This window comes from Paenibacillus sp. JT22N1 (assembly GCF_059692155.1).
Genome location: NZ_JCAUAW010000015.1, coordinates 13,998 through 33,646 on the forward strand (window position 1 = coordinate 13,998; position 19,649 = coordinate 33,646).

A 19,649-nucleotide genomic window follows, 5' to 3' on the forward strand; every position below is an offset into this window, starting at 1 on the left:
GATCGGAGGCATACCAAGATGGAGCATCGATTGTTGGAATACTTTTTAGCGGTATGCGAAGAACTTCACTTCACGAAGGCAGCGGAAAAGCTCGGCATCAGCCAACCCACACTTAGCCAACAGATTCGTTTGTTGGAGCATCGGGTAGGATCACCCCTTTTTCAGCGAATCGGAAAAAAGATTTACATCACAGAAGCAGGCGAGATCCTTCATAAACACAGCAGGAACATGTTCCACGAGTTGGATCAAGCTCAGGCGGCTATTAATGAGATCCAGGGTATGCAGCGGGGACGGCTGCGTATTGGCTGCTCCGGTAATCATTTGCTCACCGAGACGATTATTGCCTTCCATGCCCTCTACCCGAAGATCGAGCTATCTGTGACAGAGCTCGCGACCGAGGAGACGAAGGAGCGTCTGCTGAGCAACCAGCTTGACATTGGTGTTGTTTTCCTGCCTGATGAAGATGAACAGTTCCATTACATTCCGTTGTACAATGAACAACTGCGGCTTGTTATTTCGGATAAGCATCCGCTTGCCCAGGCGAAAACCATTCGTTTGGCTGACTTGGCCCAGCTCCCAGTCGCTATGCTCCAGAGAAAGTTTTATGTTCGGCAAATGATGGATGATTGCTGTGAGGTGTCTGGCTTTGAATGGAAGCCGGCGATAGAGCTCTCAACATTGGAGTCACTACTTCAAATGGCCAAAAATAATGTAGGCGGAGCTATTTTGCCACAGTCTTATGTCGACAGCATCCGCAGCAACGGCATCAGGAGCATCCCGATTATAGACCCGATTCCCCAGAAGGACGTCGGCATTGTTTATCGTAAGGATATGTTCCTATGTAAGACGACGGATATGTTTATGAAGCAGTTGATGCAGCAGTTTTTGTAGACATAGGAAAGATAACAGAGAGCGGAAAATTGAAAGACATAAGGCAAAAGACAAAAGACATAAGACAAAAGGAAAAAGGCAAAAGGCAAAAGACAAAAGACATAAGACATAAGACAAAATAGATTTTGCCATTAACATGTAAAATGAGGGATGAAGCATGGAACATATATACGTATACGCCTGCCACGAAGACGAGCAGGCGCTGTGCCAGTTAGAGCTGCGCACCTTACTGGGCGCAGAGGCAGTGCTTGGCGCGCGCTACGCCGTTAGCGCGCGCCGTGTGGAGCCGAGCCGCAGCCCTTTTCTGAAGCTGCGGCTGGATGTTTTGTTCGAGGCCGGCAGTTTGCCGGAGCTGGCCTCGAGGGTGGAGACGTTGACCGTGCAGGGGTCAACGTTCAAGGTTGCGTTCGCGGAGACAGACGCTGCGGTCAGTACGGACCGCCAGCGCGAGGTCGCTCGCGAAATAGGCCGGCATCTCCGCGGCAAAGCCGAGATGCGACGGCCGGAGCAATGGTTCGCCGTGACGGAGCTGGGAGGCCGATGGTTGTTCGGCCACTGCAGCTACGGCGAAGCTGTGTGGCTTCAGCATCAGCAGAAGCCACAGAACTACTCCACCGCCCTGAGTACGCGCGTAGCGCGGGCGGTGGTGAACATTGCCGTGCCCGACGTAGCGGGCACGAAGGCCATTGACCCGTGCTGCGGCATCGGCACGGTGCTGGTGGAGGCGATGTCGATGGGGATCGACATCGTGGGCTGCGACATCAACCCGCTGGCGGTGCGCGGCGCGCGGGTGAATCTCGAGCACTTCGGCATGCCGAACGTGGTGAGCATCGCAGATATGCGGACCCTAGGCTTGGTAGGTGAGGAGGCTTCGTCACCGACCAGCCTTGGACGCATAGGCGAGCAGGTGACTCAGTCACCGACCAGCCTTGGATGCATAGGCGAGCAGGTGACTCAGTCACCGACCAGCCCGCTGCTCCGCTACGATGCGCTCATCCTAGACATGCCGTACAATCTCTGCTCGAAGCTGCCGGAGGACGAGCAGCTTCAAATGCTCCATAGCGCCCGCCGATTAGCGAAGCGCGCGATTATCGTTACGACGGAGCAGATCGATCCACTCATCGCGAAAGCAGGATTTTGCATCGCAGAGCGCTGCACCGTCAATAAAGGTAACTTCAGCAGACAAATTATCGTCTGCGTTTAGCATTAATAAATCATCTTACCAAGCGGTCCATCTTCAGCGATGATATCTTGAATGGCATATACAGAAATAGGAAAATACAAAAATCCATAGACATAAGCGGCCAGCTCATATACTTGAAAATAAATGACCAAAGCCTTATCAGCGATATAAAAATCCTGATCTGGTTTGATACTATTAAATTCTACCAACAAAGGAATATCCCGCGTTTTAAGCTCTGCCTTAATAATGGCACTAAGTTTGGCAACGTAATCGCTGCCGGGCTTAAACAGATCTTTGAGCGCATAGGCTTTGCCCGTTTCCGTGTTGAAGGTCAGTGCGTTTTGGATCGTTAGTCCATGGGCTCCGCCCGAAAAAGCATAATTCCATAAGGTCAAGCTAAGGATGCCGCGTTCATTCGCCTTAAGCTCATAATGAGCCGTCACATCTGTCTGCGGATTTTGTGGATAACCTTGCTCGCGAAGCTGCTTATTAACTGCGTTAACAATCGCTGTGTTCATTGCAAGCTCTGCCGTGTAAGGCGTATGTTTCACAACAGCTGGGTACAGCAGCTTTAATTTATCACGAAGCACTTTATACGTCTGTATACTAACGGGTTCATCTAATCCGTTCATCTTCATCATCCATCCATACGGTTTTGCTACAATTTATTCCGTGGGTGGGCGTTTGGTTCAACGTTATTGGGGATGTTGGGGAATAAGAGTCTCGAAAGGCTCCTATTGCGGAAAAAGTACTGCAAACAGAGGAATAGAAGCCTCCAAAGACTCCTATTTCCCCCATATACCCGTCACTCCACCCTTTTTTCGAGAATAAAAGTCTCTAAAGGCTTCTATTTTTATCATAAAGGATGAAATCGGTGAAATAGCGGCCTCTAGAAACTCTTATTGAATGGATACCCAAAAAAAGAGCTCTTCCTCGGTCTATATAGACCAGCAGGAAAAGCTCTTTTTGCAATACTTTATAGTTATCTAACGGTGCTAATACTTAATCATCTAAAATAATTTGCAGCGGATTACTCTTGTGAGGACGTATCTTCATTGGCGCTGGAGTTTGTTGCTGTACCTTGAAGCAAGGAGTTTAACTCCTCCACTTTTTGTTTAGATTCGCTATCTTCCGCGTTGGCTTGTGCGGCATTAATGCCATGGCTCACCACATCATCACTGCTGTTGTTCGTTGACATTTGAAATCACCTCCTCTAAGTTTCAGTTGATAAGTAAGTATAAGTTGGTAACTTATCTTACTTTGCATCAACCCTGACAAACGCACTCGTCCTAAAGGACAGCGTAAGCCGTTTATCTTTGACTATCTAAGTATGTCTCCATTTTCCAGTAAACATACAGGTTATTTATTTGATATTAGATTGCTATATCTCTAAATCATAGGTAATGACTATAAAGAATGTCTATTTTAACTATTTCACAAATATCGTAAGGGAGAGCATAATAGAAGAAAATGGAAAGGCGATGAGTCGCGTATGGGGAAATCATTTGAAGCACTGCTGCCGGAGCATGAAGCATTTATCGCGAAGCAGCACATTTTTTTTGTGGGGTCGGCACCGTTATCTGCGGAAGGGCACGTTAATCTTTCTCCGAAGGGTCATGATGTGCTGCGTATTTTATCAGCGAATGAAGTGGCCTATTTGGACTTAACGGGGAGCGGGAATGAGACAAGTGCGCATTTGGAGGAAAATGGCCGAATTACGTTGATGTTCACGGCCGTGGAAGGACCTCCTATGATACTGCGCCTATATGGGAAGGGGCAAGTTGTTTTACCAGGGACCCCAGAGTGGGAGAAACTGTCTCCGCGTTTTACGCTGCTGCCTGGAGCTCGGCAAATCATCGTCGTCCACGTTCATGAGGTCAAATCATCATGCGGCTACAGTGTTCCCTTTTATACCTATGAAGGAGAGCGGAAAACCCTGCAGAATTGGGCGACGAAACAAGGCGAGCAAGGGCTGAATGACTATTGGCAAGAAAGAAACGTGACAAGCATGGACGGACTGCTGACAACAATCGGTCAAAAGTTATCCACAGACACTGTGTAAGATCGCATTTTTTTTATTCAAAATGTTTCCGCAACGCCTCCGGCGCTTCTCGGCTTTTACGCGTCGTGCTATCCATCGTTACGCTGGTGACAAGGGCGTCAGCACATAGCTCGCCTTGCTTGTTGAAAATTTCTTGCTTCAGCACGTAGCTGGAGCGTCCCATTTTGTCAGGGCGGCAGGTGACCGTTAGATGATCTCCCTGTTTGCATTCTTTTTTATAATTGATGGTGATGTTCACGGTAACAGTTTGAATCCCCATCGCACCAAAGGTTTCATAGGATAGCTGGGACTGCTCATACCATTCCTCGCGCCCCCATTCTAGGTACTCCAAATATTTGGCATTATTGACGTGTCCATTCACATCAATTTCCGTTGATCTGACGATAATATCGAGTTTGGATTCCATGAAAATGAGCTCCTTCTATACACCTGACATGGGCAGGTGTTTTTGTTCATTATAGCTCGTCTACGGGTGTGAAAACCAGTAAAAGGCTCATACTGCTGCATAACGTGGGCAAACTATGCCATGCGTGTTTGATGATGTCAGTAGATTGGTTAATTTATTTTATCTGCACAAAAAGCTAGGTAACAGGAGGCGGTATAAAATGGCACAAGATTATCGCATTGAAAAGGATACGATGGGTGAAATCAGAGTACCTGTGGATAAGTTATGGGGGGCTCAGACGCAGCGCAGCTATGAGAATTTTAAGATTGGCACAGAACGGATGCCGGTGCGGTTGATTGGGGCTTTTGCCTTGTTGAAAAAGGCCGCTGCGCAGGTGAACCGCGAGCTTGCCGGGTTAACGCCCGAGAAGGCGGCGGCGATTGCGCAGGCGGCTGATGAAATTGTGGAGGGTCGCTGGAACGACGAGTTCCCGCTCGTCGTCTGGCAGACGGGCAGCGGCACGCAGTCGAACATGAACGTCAATGAGGTGATTGCTCACCGCGGCAGCGAACTGCTGGGGGATGGAGGCGAACGCATACATCCTAACGATGATGTGAATCGTTCGCAAAGCTCGAACGATACGTTCCCAACCGCGATGCATGTCGCTGGCGTCATCGCGGTAGAGGAGGAGCTTTTGCCTGCGATGGCGCTTTTGCAGGCTACGCTCCATAGCAAGATGACGGCCTTCGCCGACATCGTGAAAATAGGCCGCACCCACCTGCAGGATGCCACCCCGCTGACGCTGGGGCAGGAGATCAGTGGCTGGTGGGCGATGCTAGAGCAGACGGCGCGCATGGTGCGCAGCAGCGTCGATACGATGCGCGAGCTGGCTATCGGCGGCACCGCTGTCGGCACCGGGCTGAACGCGCATCCCGAGTTCGGCGCACGCGTCGCCGAAGCTTTGTCTCGCGAGACGGGCACGCGCTTCGTCTCAGCCGCGAACAAGTATCATGCGCTGACCAGCCATGATCAGATCGTTTACGCCCACGGCGCGCTGAAGGCGCTGGCGGCGAACTTAATGAAGATAGCCAACGATGTGCGGTGGCTATCGAGCGGTCCCCGCTGCGGGATCGGTGAAATCACGATTCCGGAGAACGAGCCCGGCAGCTCGATCATGCCGGGCAAGGTCAACCCCACGCAGAGCGAAGCGATGACGATGGTCGTTTGCCAGGTGATGGGCAACGATGCGGCCATCGGCTTCGCCGCCAGCCAGGGCAACTTCGAGCTGAACGTGTTCAAGCCCGTGATCATACACAACTTCCTGCAGTCCGTGCGGCTGCTGGCTGATAGTATGCGCTCGTTCAACGATAACTGTCTCGTTGGCATGGAGCCGAATCGCGAGGTCATTCAGCGCAATCTCGAGCAATCCCTCATGCTGGTTACAGCGCTCAACCCGTATATCGGGTATGAGAAAGCAGCCAGCATCGCGAAGCAAGCCCACAAAGAAGGGCTGACACTTAAGGAGTCAGCCGTGCGCAGCGGCTACTTAACGGCTGAGCAGTTTGACAGCTACGTGCGTCCGGAAGACATGGTACATCCGAAGACAACGTGAATAGTAACGGGGGAGACGGAGGGAGTGCCTCCCACCACAAAAGAGGTTGGGTCGCAGTTTAAAACTGCTGCTCAACCTCTTTTTGTGCCTGTCCCGCCCGCACTCAACTGTACGAAATGCAGCAAAATCCCCAAATGCGCTCTATTCTACGAATTTAACTGCACAAAATGCAGCTTTTACTCGCAAAGCTGGCTTTTGAAGTGATTTGCAGGATCGGACGTTGGCGGTGGGTGCTTCAGACATGGTGTACAGGGTATCAGACGGAGGTTGCAGCAGGAATCAGCTGTGATGTGTAGGTTATCAGATGTAGGTTGCAACAGCAATCAGCTATGGTGTACAGGTTATCAGACGGAGGTTGCAGCATTAATCAGATGTGGTGTGCAGTGTACTAGACGTAGGTTGCAGCAGGAATCTTTTATGGTTTGCAAGGTATCAGATGCAGGCGGCAGCTGATATCCAATGTTGTTCACAGGGTTTCAGCAATCTTTTGCAATAGGCTTCAAATGTCGTTTGCATAGGTCTTCAGCCGTCTGTCACAGTTAGCCCAATAACCCCACCCACCTTTTCCCTTCACATGTAGTTATGCATGTTTAATTTTCGTTATATAACGGAATATAAGAATCAAGTACTCTTAGATATGTAAGCACATACATTTTCAGATTACCTGGGAGGTCACATATCAGATGAAAAAATCATTGAAACAATGGGTCGGTGTTGGAACGACAGTTATCATGGCAGCAACGGTTGTTGCAGGATGCGGGAGCACGCCGGAGAAAACGCAGCAACCAACCCCTGCAGCTGGCGCAACTGCTAATGCGAAGCCTTTTGCAGGAAAGACGATCTCTTTAGTAGCAGCGAACCATCCTTGGGCAGATGCGATCAAGCCTTTGCTGCCTGACTTCGAGAAGGAAACGGGCATCAAGGTCAACGTAGAGAGCTTCTTCGAGGATCAGCTAACACAAAAATTAACTGTACAATTTACATCCGGTTCTGCGACACCAGACGTTTTCATGTATCGTCCGCTTCAGGAGGGCAAGCTTTTCTATAAAAACGGTTGGGTTCAACCGCTTGATGATTACGCTCAAAAAGCAAAGAACTATGACTTCGCCGATTTTGCTAAATCCGCTGTTGGTTCCACAACGGTTGATGCGAAGCTAGCTGGTATTCCGATTATTACTGAGCAAGAAATTTTGTACTACCGCAAAGATCTGCTGCAAAAAGCTGGTATTGCGGTACCGAAAACGTTAGATGAGCTGCAAGCAGCAGTTAAGAAGCTGCATGATCCGAAGAACGAAATGTACGGTTTTGTGGCTAGGGGCCAACGTTCACCGCTAGTTACGCAAGTATCTTCCTTCTTATACTCAGAAGGTGCAGACTTCACGAATGGCGACAAAGCGTCGATTAACACGCCAGAAGCAATCAAAGCATTTACAACATACGGCACTCTACTTAAAGATTATGCGCCACCAGGCGTACTCAATATGTCTTGGCCGCAAGCTTTCGGTATTTTCGCTCAAGGGAAAGTTGCTTTCTTAACAGATGCGAACTCACTCTACAAAAATGCGACTGACCCAGCGAAGTCCCAAATCGCCGATCAAGTTGGTTTTGCCGTTATGCCAGGTGGTAAAGCAGGTTCTAAGCCTTACAGTATTACATCTTGGGGTCTTGCAATGAACGCCAAATCGGGTAACAAAGATGCGACTTGGGCATTCATTGAATGGGCGACAAGCAAAGATATCGTGTTGAAAACGCAGCAAAAAGGGAACCCAGGCGCTCGCGCATCGGTATGGGATAAACCAGAAGGTACGACAGGCTTCCCAGCGGATCTTGTTCCTATCATTAAAGAAAGCTCCAAAAACGGTGTTGACCACGACCGTCCAACAGTAATTAGTGTAGGTGAAGCTCGTGATGCCGTTGGTGAAATCGTACAAAAATTAATGACTGGTGAAACGAACATTCAGCCAGTAGCAGACAAAGCGAATGCAGCTTTGCAAGCGATTATGGATAAAGATAAAACGAAATAAATACAGCACGAATGCAACAAATGAGGGTCATCTCAAGTGGCCCTCTTCACCCTTTGCATAAGGGTACAATTTCATCAGGAAGGGTGAATGAAGTCATGCAATATAGTTGGTTTAACCGCAATTTAAAATGGATTTATACACTTCCGGCGGTCATCTTCGTCCTGTTGATGATGCTGTTTCCAATCATCTATACATTCCGAATCAGCTTCTATGAGTGGAGCATGTCCGCAACAACACCGCCACTTTTTGTAGGGTTGTCGAATTATATCGCCTTATTCAAAGATGAGCGCTTTTGGCATGCAACAGGTTCAACGTTCTACTTCACGATCATGGCCCTTGGGCTTGAAGTTATCCTGGGGATCGCGATTGCCTTGCTGCTGTCGAGGGAATTCAAAGGAAAAAACATCGTAAAAACGGTATTCCTACTGCCCATGGTAGCAACACCGGTAGCTATGGGCTTGGTGTGGATGCTCATCTATGAGCCGACCATTGGGGTAGCTAATATGATGCTCAAATCGATGGGCTTGAAGCCTTTACTATGGCTAGCCTCACCTAATCAGGTTATACCTTCCTTGGTTATTGTAGACGTCTGGCAATGGACACCGATGATTGCTCTAATTATTATGGCAGGCTTAGCTACACTTCCAACCGATCCTTATGAGGCGGCGGATGTAGACGGTGCAACGGCATGGAGAAAATTCGTTTCCATTACGCTACCCTTGCTGAAACCAACGATCATTGTAGCAGCGATGCTTCGCTTAATCGATGTGTTGAAGACGTTCGATATTATTTATGCGACCACACAAGGCGGACCGAATTTTGCTTCAGAGACATTGAACTTGTATGGCTATGTGCTCGGATTCCAATACTTTAAGTTGGGTATGGCTTCATCGTTACTTGTTATCTTCTTTGCTCTGGTGATGGGACTGACTTTATTTATGATTTGGATGCGCAAACGATTGGAGGGAACCTCATCATGAAGCCAAAGAAGGGCTTAAGATTTATACAAATGCTGCTAACGTTCCTAGTCCTAATCGCTTTTGGTTTTCCATTTATCTGGATGTTATTGGCTTCTTTTAAGACGCAATCACAGATTTTATCGACAGGCGATATCTTCTTTTTCAAACCGACTTTTCATAACTATGTCAGTGTATTCAAAGAGTACAATTTCCTGAAGTTTATTTGGAATAGTTTCCTTGTTGCTGCTGGTTCGACGCTTTTGTCCCTCATTTTAGGGCTTCCTGCAGCTTATGCCATTGCAAGACATCACCTTCACAAGCTGGGACTTCTCATCTTAGTTGCGAGAATTATTCCGGGAATCACATTCTTGATTCCTTGGTTCATCCTGTTCTCCAAGATCCATTTGGTAGACACGTATACAGCTTTAATTCTAAGTCATATGCTTGTTGGATTACCGTTTATTATTTGGATTATGATTTCATTTTTCGAGGCACTTCCTACGGAAATTGAAGAATCTGGGCTTATCGATGGATGTACGCATCATCAAGTGTTTCTGCGCATTATTTTGCCTATCTCAGGACCAGGTGTCATTACAGCATCGCTGCTCTCGTTCATTTTTTCGTGGAACAATTTTATGTTCTCGGTTATCTTGGCAGGGGACAAAACCAAAACATTACCAATCGCAGTGTTTAACTTTATGTCCTATTCCGAAATCAATTGGGGTGCGCTGATGGCTGCTGCCTGCATCATTACACTCCCAGTTCTGATCATTGCTTTAGTGTCTCAACGCTACGTGGTAAGCGGACTTTCTGCTGGTGCAGTTAAAGGCTAATAACGAAGACATAACGAATACGAGGGAAGTCGTCGCCTTTTCTTTGCATGACTTCTCTCGTATAGTTAACTCTAAGTTAGAAAGCTTAGCAGAAGCATGGAAGGTGAGCCCAGCGTGCCGTATAAACTTAATATTTTTAGCAAAATTCTCATTCTATTGGTTCTACTCCTTATCCCTATTGTGCTGCTCTACAGCTATACGAATCGGATAACGAATAACGTTGTTCAAGACCAGATTCAGTCATCGAATTTAAACCAGCTGTCTTTCTTCATGCATCAATTGGATGGGGACGTGGAGCGATTAGCGATGTCTCCCGTTATTCTTGGCAGCGATCCTTACATAAGGGAATTTATCGACAGGAATGAGTCGCCCGATTATGACATGCTGAAAGAACAGTCGCGTATTATACAAAAACTTAGCCTTCAAAGTGTATCCAGTGGATGGGTGAATGAACTGACCATTGCCATTCCACATGGGAAGCAAGTGTTATCTTCCAGTATTTTTGTGAATGGGACGGATACTTGGCCTTGGGATAGCCCGATAAAGCGAACATGGACGTATGAGGAACGCAAGGGTGACAATGGGGTAGGGTCGTTCGTTAGGGAAATTAGTGAGCCAATACGTGCCCAGGTTGCCGGTCAAGCTAATGTGCTGTATCAAGTAAGGTTCAGCGTGCAGAATATGATTCAACTGCTGGATGTGTACAAGCAAGATAAACGAAGCGATCCTTTTTTGGTTGATGGGCAAAATAGGGCGGTTTTCAACAGCTCGTCGAATCCGTCGATTACACATACAATTCATGAAAGAATGGCTGGTCAAAGCTTACCGCTTACCGGCCAAGTTCAATTTGAAATCGCGAATCAACAGTATTTGATCAGCTTTGTCAAATCGGAACAGTTGGATTGGTACTTGGTTGATTATGTACCTGTGCAGAAGATACTTTCTCCTATTACCATGACGCGTAAATTGTTTTATGTTTCTATTGCTCTGCTGCTTGTGATGAGTATTCTGGCTTCTTTCTTGCTGTATCGCAACGTGCAAATTCCGATTGGCAAGATGATTCAAAGTGTACAGCAAGTGAAGCGAGGCGATTTATCAGCTCGGATCGTCTATAGAGCCAAAAATGAATTTGATTTCCTCATTCAGCGATTTAATGAGATGGCTGAGCAAATTCAAGTGCTTGTAGAGGATGTTTATGCGGAGAAAATACGTTCACGTGAAGCGACCTTGAAGCAGCTGCAATCGCAGATTCACCCGCATTTTCTATATAACTCCTTATTCTTCATTATCAATTCAGCAGAGATGGAAGATAAAGAATCAGTCGTAGCCATGTCGCAGAATTTAGCTGAGTTTTACCGTTACACGACGAGAGTCGAAAAACAAAGCGTGCGATTGCGAGATGAGCTTGATTTGGTAGGCCATTATTTAACGATTCAGAATCTCCGCATACACCGGTTGAAATATGAGATAAATGTGCCGGAAGAGATGTTGGACGAATGGGTTCCCCGACTTATTTTGCAGCCGTTAGTAGAGAATGCCATTGTCCATGGAATTGAGCGCAGCGCAGAGGGTGATCGAATCACGATCACGGGTGAGCAGAAAGACGGTTGGAATCGTCTGATTGTTGAAGATAACGGTGGAGGGTTGGATGAAGCGGGCTTAGACAAGCTGCTTAAACAGCTGGAGGCTCCAATGTCTGATGAGATTGGCTGTGGAACATGGAATGTCCACCACCGTTTGTATTATCAGTTCGGGGAAGGCTCCGGACTTACTTTTGAACGAGTACATGACGGTGGTTTAAGGGCCGTACTGACTTGGAAACACAACTCGCAGGAGAGTGATCTAGCCACCGAGGTGATAAAACGATGATTCAACTATTGATTGTCGATGACGAAGCGCATGTCGTGGATCGGCTTCAGTCTACGATTGACTGGGCATCTATCGGGATTGAGCAGGTTTTTAAGGCTTATTCCGGTAAAGAAGCGCTGGAGCTGCTCGAACAAATGTCGATTAATATCGTGATTACGGACATTCAGATGCCAGGTATCTCCGGTTTGCAATTAATTGCTGAGATCAACCGTCGTTGGGCGAAGACCAAGTGTATTCTCTTGTCCGGATACTCGGACTTCAACTATGCCAAAGAAGCGATTCTACAGGGTTCGGAGGATTATTTGCTCAAGCCTGTCACTGAACAAGCTTTACTGGCTACTGTAAGCCGGGTGATGGAAAAGCTGCAGAAGGAATGGGAGACCGTCATCTCTACGCAGCGTCTTACGTATACTCTCAAGGAAAACCTCCCTCTGCTAAGGGGGAATTTATTGAATGATTTACTTCAAGGGCACAAAATATCGGAGCATTCACTTCGAGAAAAAATGCAGATTCTAGAGCTCCCTGATTACCATGAGCATGCTTGCGTATTGATGATGGTTAGGTTGGAATCGGATTTTCTGGAATATGATACCGGACATTTGTCGTTAATGGAATATGCGATTAGCAATATGGCCGACGAATTATTTGCGGAGAAATTCGATAGCTGGAATACGAAGGATGCTCACGATTATTTGGTATTTGTGATGAAGCATAAGCAGGAAACATCCGACAAGGAAGACGCTGCTTGGCTGGAACGTACGGCTGCTGATCTCCAATCAGCCGTGAACAATTATTTGAAAGGCAAAATTTCCATCCTTCTGAGCAGTTGGGGCGAGTTCCCGGTCGAAATAAATGCGCTATACAATAGCTCGCTTAGCGCCTTTCGCAAACGTATCGGGAGTGAGCACGAGCTGTTCATGCGGCTTGGCGATGAGTCTGTTCAGACCGAACTATCAGCCTTGCAAAGGCTGTACGAGCCGCCAACACTTAATCATTTGTTGGAAGCAGCAAGATGGGAAGATACAGAGGAAAAGCTGTCCCTGATTTTTGATGAAATGGAAGTTAGATTTTCTGAATCTCAGGAACATCTATTAGAGGTTTATTTCTCGATAGCATCCGCTTTTGCTTATATTGCACATAAGAATGGCCGACAGCTGCATCAGCTCATTGGCGGTGATTACGAACGAATGATGGAAGGTATACCTTTTCGTACGGTGAATCAGCTGCGCGAATGGTCGATTCGTTCTTTACATCGCATGAAGGAGGATATGGATCAAGAAAGGCAGGACAGCCGTGCAACGCTGATCAAGGATATTAGGTCTTTCATCGATCAGCATCTGGCTAGCGACGTCTCCTTACAATCGATTGCCGATCATGTGTACATGCATCCGGTTTATATATCGAAGATCTATAAACTTGAAACGGGTGAAAATTTAAGCGACTACGTCAATCATGCCCGGATGGATAAAGCTGCGTACTTGCTGAAGAATGGTCAGGATAAGATTTATGAAATTGCCGCACAGCTTGGGTATCAACGCCCACATTCCTTTAACCATGCGTTCAAGAAGCATTATGGCATGACTCCGCAAGAGTATCGAGATCAATATTCGTAGCGAACAAATCGTGCTGATTGGTGAGAGGAGTTTGGTCTTGCCCAGCGAATTCAACAAGGGAAAGAGGAGGACGATAATCATGAAAATTACGAAGTTGGAACTGTTTAAGGTGCCACCAAGATGGTTATTTCTGAAAATCGAGACGGATGAAGGCATTACGGGATGGGGAGAGCCAGTTGTAGAGGGCAAGGCGGATACGGTTGCAGCAGCGGTGATGGAAATGAGCGATCACATCATTGGCAAGGATCCGATGCGGATTGAGGATATGTTCCAAGTACTGTACCGCGGCGGCTTCTACCGCGGAGGACCCATCTTGACCAGCGCAATCTCAGGCATTGAGCAAGCGCTCTGGGACATTAAGGGCAAATTCTACAATGCGCCTGTCTATGATCTGCTTGGCGGCGCTTGCCGCGATAAGACGCGTGTCTATTCGTGGATCGGCGGAGACCGCCCGAGCGACGTAGGTCAAGCGGCCAAACAGCAGGTCGCAGCTGGATTTACGGCGGTGAAAATGAACGCCACCGAAGAAATGCACTACATCGACTCCATCAGCAAAGTAGATGAAGCTATTGCGCGCATTGCCGCGGTACGTGAAGCCGTCGGCAAGGACGTTGGTATCGGCATCGATTTCCACGGCCGCGTGCACAAGTCGATGGCCAAAATCATCGTCAAGGAACTAGAGCAGTACCGGCCAATGTTCATTGAAGAGCCTGTTTTGCCTGAAAATAATGAAGCGCTTAAAGAGATCGCTCGTTACACCTCGTGTCCGATTGCCACGGGAGAGCGGATGTATACGCGCTGGGGCTTCAAAGAGCTGCTGGCCCAAGGAATCGTGGACATTATCCAACCCGATCTTTCCCATGCTGGAGGCATCTTGGAAACACGCAAAATCGCCGCGATGGCGGAAGCCTACGATATTGCAATTGCGCCGCACTGTCCTTTAGGCCCTATCGCTTTGGCAGCATGCCTACAGCTGGATACGTGCTCTCCGAATGCTTTCATTCAGGAGCAAAGTCTCGGCATTCACTACAATCAAGGCAGTGATTTGCTCGATTATTTGAAAGATCCTTCAGTATTTAAGTATGAAGATGGCTTCGTTGCCAATCTAACTGCTCCTGGTCTTGGTATCGAGATCAATGAAGATAAAGTACGAGAGATGGCTGGAATTGGTCATAATTGGAAAAATCCGGTTTGGCGTCAAGCCGATGGTACAGTAGCCGAGTGGTAAGTGAAAGAGCGTGAAAGAGCAAGAAAGAGCATGAAAGAGCATGAAAGAGCCTCAACTCCATTTTCATGGAATTGAGGCTCTTTTTGTTTTTGTAAAGGAATTTATGATTTTCGCAGTTTGTGGATATGGTGCTTAATCTGCATGGACGCGCGGGATGATCTGCCGAGAAGTCGATTTCCGACTTCTCAGACTCAGTTGGCGGGCTTCGGCTCGCATAGCTCTGGCTGTAAGGGCGGTTTTCGCACTTATTTGCTCTGGCGCTCCTGATTAAGCGCGTTTTCCGCGCTTAATCAGCTTTGATGCGCGGGATGATCTGTCTGAGAAGTCGATTTCCGACTTCTCAGACTCAGTTGGCGGGCATCGGCTCGCATAGCTCTGGCTGTAAGCGCGGAAAACGCGCTTATTTGCTCTGGCGCTCCAGATTAAGCGCGTTTTCCACGCTTAATCAGCTTTGATGCGCGGGATGATCTGCCGAGAAGTCGATTTCCGAATTCTCAGACTCAGTAGGCGGGCATCGGCTCGCATAGTTCAGGCTGTAAGCGCGGTTTTCGTGCTTATTTGCTCTGGTGCTCCATATTAAGCACGTTTTCCACGCTTACTTGCTTATCCTTAACCTACTGAATCGGATCAGGAATCATATTCTTTTCCAGCAGTTCGCTATTCGTCTTCATATGCTTCATTTCATTACCCAACTTCTTCATCTCATCCATATCCTGCGCCATGGAGCCATTGTTGGCTTCTGCCAAGGATCTGCTGGCTGATCCATTACAGAGTCGCTCTAATTCAATTAGTTTGTCCAGCGCCGTCCGGCGAACTTGCAGAGGAACGAATTCGTTCTCTTGAAAGTCGGCTTCATGGAAATGAACGGTTGTGTTCCCATGCTCAGAGGTGAATGTAGTTAACGTAAGCGGGTAGGCAGCTGATGTGGCATCGTGATAAATATCGAATTTATAGACCGATTTCTCCGTGTACTCGATACGTTCCAACCCCAAATCGGTTAACTGTTGATGCAAGGTGCCTTTATCCATCGTAATCTACTCCTTTCAAGCAAGCGGAAATCGTTAATCCGTCCTTACGAATCTATGTGATACCCTTAGTGTTGATTGTTTTGGTAATTCGTTTTGGCAGCCTGTAAAGACTCATCTACAAGCTGTTTGCTTTCTTTGACCTTATCAACGGCTTCTGATGCTTGATGGCTAACGGAGCCCGCCATATCCTTTGTTTTCTCACTGACTCCTGAAGCAACTTCCTGTGTCTTCTCACTAACAGCTGACGCGATATCTTGTGTTTTGTCACTTACGGTCGAGACAATGTCCTGTGTTTTCTGACCTACAGCGGAAGCCAATTGGCTTGTTTTATCATTGAACGTGCGATACGTATTCGACAAGTCTTCACGCAGCTCCGACCCGGCTTTAGGGGCTAATAACAATGAGGTTATTGCGCCTACAGCGCCGCCGATTACTAAACCTAACAATAGTCCGCCTTTGTTTGTTCCGACTGCTTCACTCATGAGTCATCTCTCCTTTAGTTTGGGTGTTGTGGTGTTGCCATGCTTCATACTAGGATGTAACCTTCTTTCTTTTATTTGAAACACAAAAAGCTCATTTTTATTTCCGTTTCATTAATATAAGCGAGGAAGCCCGAGCATCCTTGTGATTGAATTTTTTTCAAATGGGTAGTAAATAAAATAAACGATCAACATGTTTGATAATAAATTATGGTAAACTACGATGAGGGTTTCCGCTAACTTTTACCCGAAAGGGGTTTGAGCAATGAGTATTGTGATAGTAGACGATAACGCGACAAATTTACTTATTATTGAAAAAATCCTGCTTAAAGCCGGTTACACCGATTTAGTTATGGTGTCTTCTGCCAGAGAGCTGTATCAATTATTAGATATGGATTCGCCAAGCACGGTTGAAGTGCCGGTTGATTTGATTTTGATGGATATGATGATGCCGGAAATTGATGGGGTGGAAGCTTGTCGAACGGTGCAAGCCGACGAAAGGTTCCGAGATATTCCGATTATTTTCGTAACGGCGATGGGGGATTCCAATAAGCTGGCTGAAGCTCTGGATGCTGGAGCACTCGATTATGTGATGAAGCCGATTAACAAGGTGGAGCTGCTTGCGCGTATTCGTTCTACGCTCCGCTTGAAATATGAGAAGGATTGGCACAAAGAGCGGGACAAGCGGATTAAATATGAGCTTGATTTGGCCAAACAAGTACAGCTTAGTGTACTGAGCAGCCCCATTAAGGATGAGCACATCCAGATCTCCGCAGTCTATAAGCCCTCTTCTGAGCTCGCGGGTGACTTCTATGCCTGGTATCCGATTGGACCCAATCGGCAAGGGATCATTTTGCTGGATATGATGGGGCACGGCATTTCGTCTTCGCTTGTCTGCATGTATATTTACTCTGCTTTGAAGGATACCATCACGAACATCTGTGATCCGGAAGGCGTGATGCGTGAGCTGAATGGGCGGATGAATCAACTGCATCAATCAGATAACCTGATTAATTACTATTTTACGGCGATTTATATGGTCCTCGACACGGAACGACGTACGATTGAGTATGTGAATGCCGGACATCCTGCAGGTATCGCCCTTCTGGATGGTGAAGTGAAATTAATGACAGAAGGCTGTTGTGCCCTTGGCTTTTTTGAGGGGATTGAGATTACCAAAGGTGTTATTCCCTATGAGAAGGATGCTCGAATTGTCTTGTTCACTGACGGTCTGTCGGAGTGGCTCGATGATGAACAGGAGGACGGCATCACCAAAATCATGGGAAGCTTGAAGGAGACGACGACGCACGATCCCGATGGCTTGGTTGAGCGTATTTATCCTTATGCCAAAACGGGTTCTCCGCAAGACGATATGTGCTTGGTTATGATTACGACGTAGTAGTTAACGATGAAAAACATCGTTTCAGCCAGCCGATTGGCGAAGAATGGTCTATAAGAAAAAACGCACAAGTTTTATCCCAAATAGGGAATAAAACTTGTGCGTTTTTTGTTTCAATAGACCCGAAGGCGTGTAATAAGGAGTATTAGAGTCCAACACGTTGGGAGGAATTGGGATGGCGACATTGGCATCGGAAGCCAGTTCAGACGCTTTGTATTTGTTACATGAGGGTACGCAGTATCAAAGTTATCATTTTCTGGGTTCCCATGTGGAAGAGCGCAGCGGTCAGATGGGGGTTAACTTCGCAGTTTGGGCGCCAAATGCCAAGCAGGTTAACGTTTCAGGCAGCTTCAATGGATGGGATGGCAGCAATCACCAGATGTCGCTAGCAGATGGCGTATGGACGCTGTTCATTCCGGAACTCGGTGAAGGCACGCTATATAAATATGAAATCGTCACATTAGACGATGAATGCTATCTGAAGTCAGATCCTTATGCGTTTCATTCCGAGCTTCGGCCCGGAACGGCTTCCATTGTTACCTCATTGGAAGGTTATGAATGGCAGGACGAGGAGTGGCTGGCGAACAACACGTCAAACCAATTCTTACAACAGCCGCTCCTGATCTACGAGGTGCATTTGGGCAGTTGGAAGCGCAAGGAAGACGGCGGGTTCTACAGTTATGTGGAACTAGCTGACGAGCTGGTCGATTATGTGCATGAACGGGGCTATACCCATATTGAGCTGATGCCATTAGAAGAACATCCTCTGGATGCGTCTTGGGGCTATCAGGTAACCAGCTATTTCTCAGTGACGAGCAGGTTTGGATCACCGAAGGACTTCATGTACTTCGTAGACCGCTGCCACCAGAAGGGGATTGGCGTCATTATGGATTGGGTGCCCGCGCATTTCTGCAAAGACGCTCACGGCTTGACCCGATTCGATGGGACACCGCTTTATGAATATGCAGACATCCGAAAAGGTGAACATCCTACTTGGGGGACACAGGTATTCGATTATGCGAAGCCGGAAGTTCTTAGTTTCTTAATCTCCAATGCCCTATTTTGGATGGATGTCTATCATATTGATGGGTTAAGAGTGGATGCTGTTTATAGCATATTATCGCTAAATTTTGATCGAGAAGAAGAGGACCGTATTGTAAATGAACAAGGCGGCGATGAGAATCTCGAAGGAATTGCCTTCCTCCAGAAGCTGAATGCCGTCGTATTCTCTAGGTATCCCAATGCACTGATGATGGCGGAGGATACGAGCTCTTATCAAGGTGTAACGGCTCCTGTCGAGAATGGCGGACTAGGCTTTAATTACAAATGGAACTTAGGCTTTACTTGGAACACGCTTGCGTATATGAAGAAAAATCAGGAAGAACGCAGCAGTCAGGAAGAACAATTAACGAATTCGCTGCTAAATGCTTGGGATGAGAATTATATTCTCCCCTATGCGCATGATGAAGTGGTTCATTCCAGTAAATCCCTTCTCGGTAAAATGTCAGGTGACGACAACTGGCAGCGTTTCGCTAATTTGCGAGTGCTGTACACCTATATGATGGGTCATCCGGGCAAAAAGCTGCTTTTCATGGGGAATGAATTCGGTCAGATCGATGATTGGAATTCGGAAGCTTCGCTGGAATGGGATTTACTGAAATTCGAAGAACATCAACAATTTGAGCATTTTGTAAAAACGATGAATCACTTCTACATAGCGGAGAGAGCCTTATGGGAGTTGGATTATGAACCGAGCGGCTTCGAACCGATTAACGCTGAGGATAAAAACGATGGACTGGTGTCCTTCATTCGGAACGCGGAAAACGGCGATGAACAGCTCGTCATTCTCTGTAATTTCAAGCCTGAGGCTCATGAGGGATATCGACTAGGGGTGATGAGGCCCGGGCGTTATCAGGAGGTCTTTAATAGTGATAAGCAAGAATTCGGCGGATCGGGTGTGACGAACGACAATACGTTAGTCTCCGAAGAGTGGACATGTCAGGATTGTCCATACAGCATAACGGTATCAATACCTCCCCTTGCAGCAATCGTAATCAAATATATTCCTTCGGAAGGATGAGATG

General features: G+C 47.2%; 17 protein-coding genes. 12 read left to right on the plus strand and 5 right to left on the minus strand.

All coding sequences use genetic code 11. From position 1 onward, the window contains the following. Nucleotides 1-18 precede the first annotated feature (18 nt). Both AC58UU_RS26350 and AC58UU_RS26355 read left to right on the plus strand, forming a co-directional pair. Complete coding sequence (locus AC58UU_RS26350; RefSeq protein WP_497320103.1) at nucleotides 19-891, plus strand: LysR family transcriptional regulator; 873 nt, start codon at nucleotides 19-21, stop codon at nucleotides 889-891. Nucleotides 892-1,048: 157 nt separating this feature from the next. Further along, nucleotides 1,049-2,095 (plus strand): TRM11 family SAM-dependent methyltransferase, encoded by a 1,047-nt coding sequence (locus AC58UU_RS26355; protein WP_497320104.1) that lies wholly within the window; start codon nucleotides 1,049-1,051, stop codon nucleotides 2,093-2,095. 2 nt (nucleotides 2,096-2,097) lie between these two features. On the opposite strand, the gene AC58UU_RS26360 is transcribed toward AC58UU_RS26355, so the two are convergent. Continuing rightward, the gene (locus tag AC58UU_RS26360) at nucleotides 2,098-2,706 is read right to left on the minus strand and encodes a DUF3298 and DUF4163 domain-containing protein (RefSeq protein WP_497320106.1); all 609 of its coding nucleotides are present in this window, start codon (nucleotides 2,704-2,706) and stop codon (nucleotides 2,098-2,100) included. Between the two features lie 398 nt (nucleotides 2,707-3,104). Next, entirely contained in the window at nucleotides 3,105-3,272 is a 168-nt protein-coding gene (locus tag AC58UU_RS26365; protein WP_497320107.1) for a hypothetical protein, read from the minus strand. Nucleotides 3,273-3,566: 294 nt separating this feature from the next. Between AC58UU_RS26365 and AC58UU_RS26370 the strand changes: the two genes are divergently transcribed. Then, the gene (locus tag AC58UU_RS26370) at nucleotides 3,567-4,136 is read left to right on the plus strand and encodes a pyridoxamine 5'-phosphate oxidase family protein (RefSeq protein ID WP_497320109.1); all 570 of its coding nucleotides are present in this window, start codon (nucleotides 3,567-3,569) and stop codon (nucleotides 4,134-4,136) included. A 13-nt stretch (nucleotides 4,137-4,149) separates the two neighbouring features. On the opposite strand, the gene AC58UU_RS26375 is transcribed toward AC58UU_RS26370, so the two are convergent. Continuing rightward, nucleotides 4,150-4,542, minus strand: a complete 393-nt coding sequence (locus AC58UU_RS26375; protein ID WP_497320111.1) for an acyl-CoA thioesterase — start codon at nucleotides 4,540-4,542, stop codon at nucleotides 4,150-4,152. 199 nt (nucleotides 4,543-4,741) lie between these two features. On the opposite strand from AC58UU_RS26375, the gene fumC reads away from it, so the two are divergent. From fumC to dgoD, 7 genes are all read left to right on the plus strand, one after another. After that, nucleotides 4,742-6,133: a class II fumarate hydratase gene (gene fumC, locus AC58UU_RS26380; RefSeq protein WP_497320112.1), complete on the plus strand. Its 1,392-nt coding sequence runs from the start codon at nucleotides 4,742-4,744 to the stop codon at nucleotides 6,131-6,133. A 683-nt stretch (nucleotides 6,134-6,816) separates the two neighbouring features. Continuing rightward, the gene (locus AC58UU_RS26385) at nucleotides 6,817-8,157 is read left to right on the plus strand and encodes an ABC transporter substrate-binding protein (protein ID WP_497320114.1); all 1,341 of its coding nucleotides are present in this window, start codon (nucleotides 6,817-6,819) and stop codon (nucleotides 8,155-8,157) included. A 95-nt stretch (nucleotides 8,158-8,252) separates the two neighbouring features. Then, nucleotides 8,253-9,137, plus strand: coding sequence for a carbohydrate ABC transporter permease (locus AC58UU_RS26390; RefSeq protein WP_171644436.1), 885 nt, complete (start codon nucleotides 8,253-8,255; stop codon nucleotides 9,135-9,137). Continuing rightward, entirely contained in the window at nucleotides 9,134-9,949 is an 816-nt protein-coding gene (locus AC58UU_RS26395; protein WP_497320116.1) for a carbohydrate ABC transporter permease, read from the plus strand. Before AC58UU_RS26390 ends, AC58UU_RS26395 begins: the two co-directional genes overlap by 4 nt. Before the next feature lie 114 nt (nucleotides 9,950-10,063). Then, the gene (locus tag AC58UU_RS26400) at nucleotides 10,064-11,818 is read left to right on the plus strand and encodes a sensor histidine kinase (protein ID WP_497320118.1); all 1,755 of its coding nucleotides are present in this window, start codon (nucleotides 10,064-10,066) and stop codon (nucleotides 11,816-11,818) included. Then, nucleotides 11,815-13,431 carry a response regulator gene (locus tag AC58UU_RS26405; RefSeq protein ID WP_497320119.1) on the plus strand — a complete coding sequence of 539 codons (1,617 nt, stop codon included), beginning with the start codon at nucleotides 11,815-11,817 and terminating at the stop codon, nucleotides 13,429-13,431. Before AC58UU_RS26400 ends, AC58UU_RS26405 begins: the two co-directional genes overlap by 4 nt. A 79-nt stretch (nucleotides 13,432-13,510) precedes the next feature. After that, complete coding sequence (gene dgoD, locus AC58UU_RS26410; protein ID WP_497320121.1) at nucleotides 13,511-14,659, plus strand: galactonate dehydratase; 1,149 nt, start codon at nucleotides 13,511-13,513, stop codon at nucleotides 14,657-14,659. Nucleotides 14,660-15,273: 614 nt separating this feature from the next. Here the strand turns inward: dgoD and AC58UU_RS26415 are convergent. Both AC58UU_RS26415 and AC58UU_RS26420 read right to left on the minus strand, forming a co-directional pair. Further along, the gene (locus tag AC58UU_RS26415) at nucleotides 15,274-15,687 is read right to left on the minus strand and encodes a hypothetical protein (RefSeq protein ID WP_497320123.1); all 414 of its coding nucleotides are present in this window, start codon (nucleotides 15,685-15,687) and stop codon (nucleotides 15,274-15,276) included. A 65-nt stretch (nucleotides 15,688-15,752) separates the two neighbouring features. Beyond that, on the minus strand, nucleotides 15,753-16,169 hold the full coding sequence (locus tag AC58UU_RS26420) for a YtxH domain-containing protein (protein ID WP_497320124.1): 417 nt from the start codon (nucleotides 16,167-16,169) through the stop codon (nucleotides 15,753-15,755). A gap of 262 nt (nucleotides 16,170-16,431) precedes the next feature. On the opposite strand from AC58UU_RS26420, the gene AC58UU_RS26425 reads away from it, so the two are divergent. Beyond that, on the plus strand, nucleotides 16,432-17,565 hold the full coding sequence (locus AC58UU_RS26425) for a PP2C family protein-serine/threonine phosphatase (protein ID WP_497320126.1): 1,134 nt from the start codon (nucleotides 16,432-16,434) through the stop codon (nucleotides 17,563-17,565). A 175-nt stretch (nucleotides 17,566-17,740) separates the two neighbouring features. Further along, nucleotides 17,741-19,645, plus strand: coding sequence for a 1,4-alpha-glucan branching protein GlgB (gene glgB / locus AC58UU_RS26430; protein ID WP_497320128.1), 1,905 nt, complete (start codon nucleotides 17,741-17,743; stop codon nucleotides 19,643-19,645). Nucleotides 19,646-19,649: the final 4 nt, after the last annotated feature.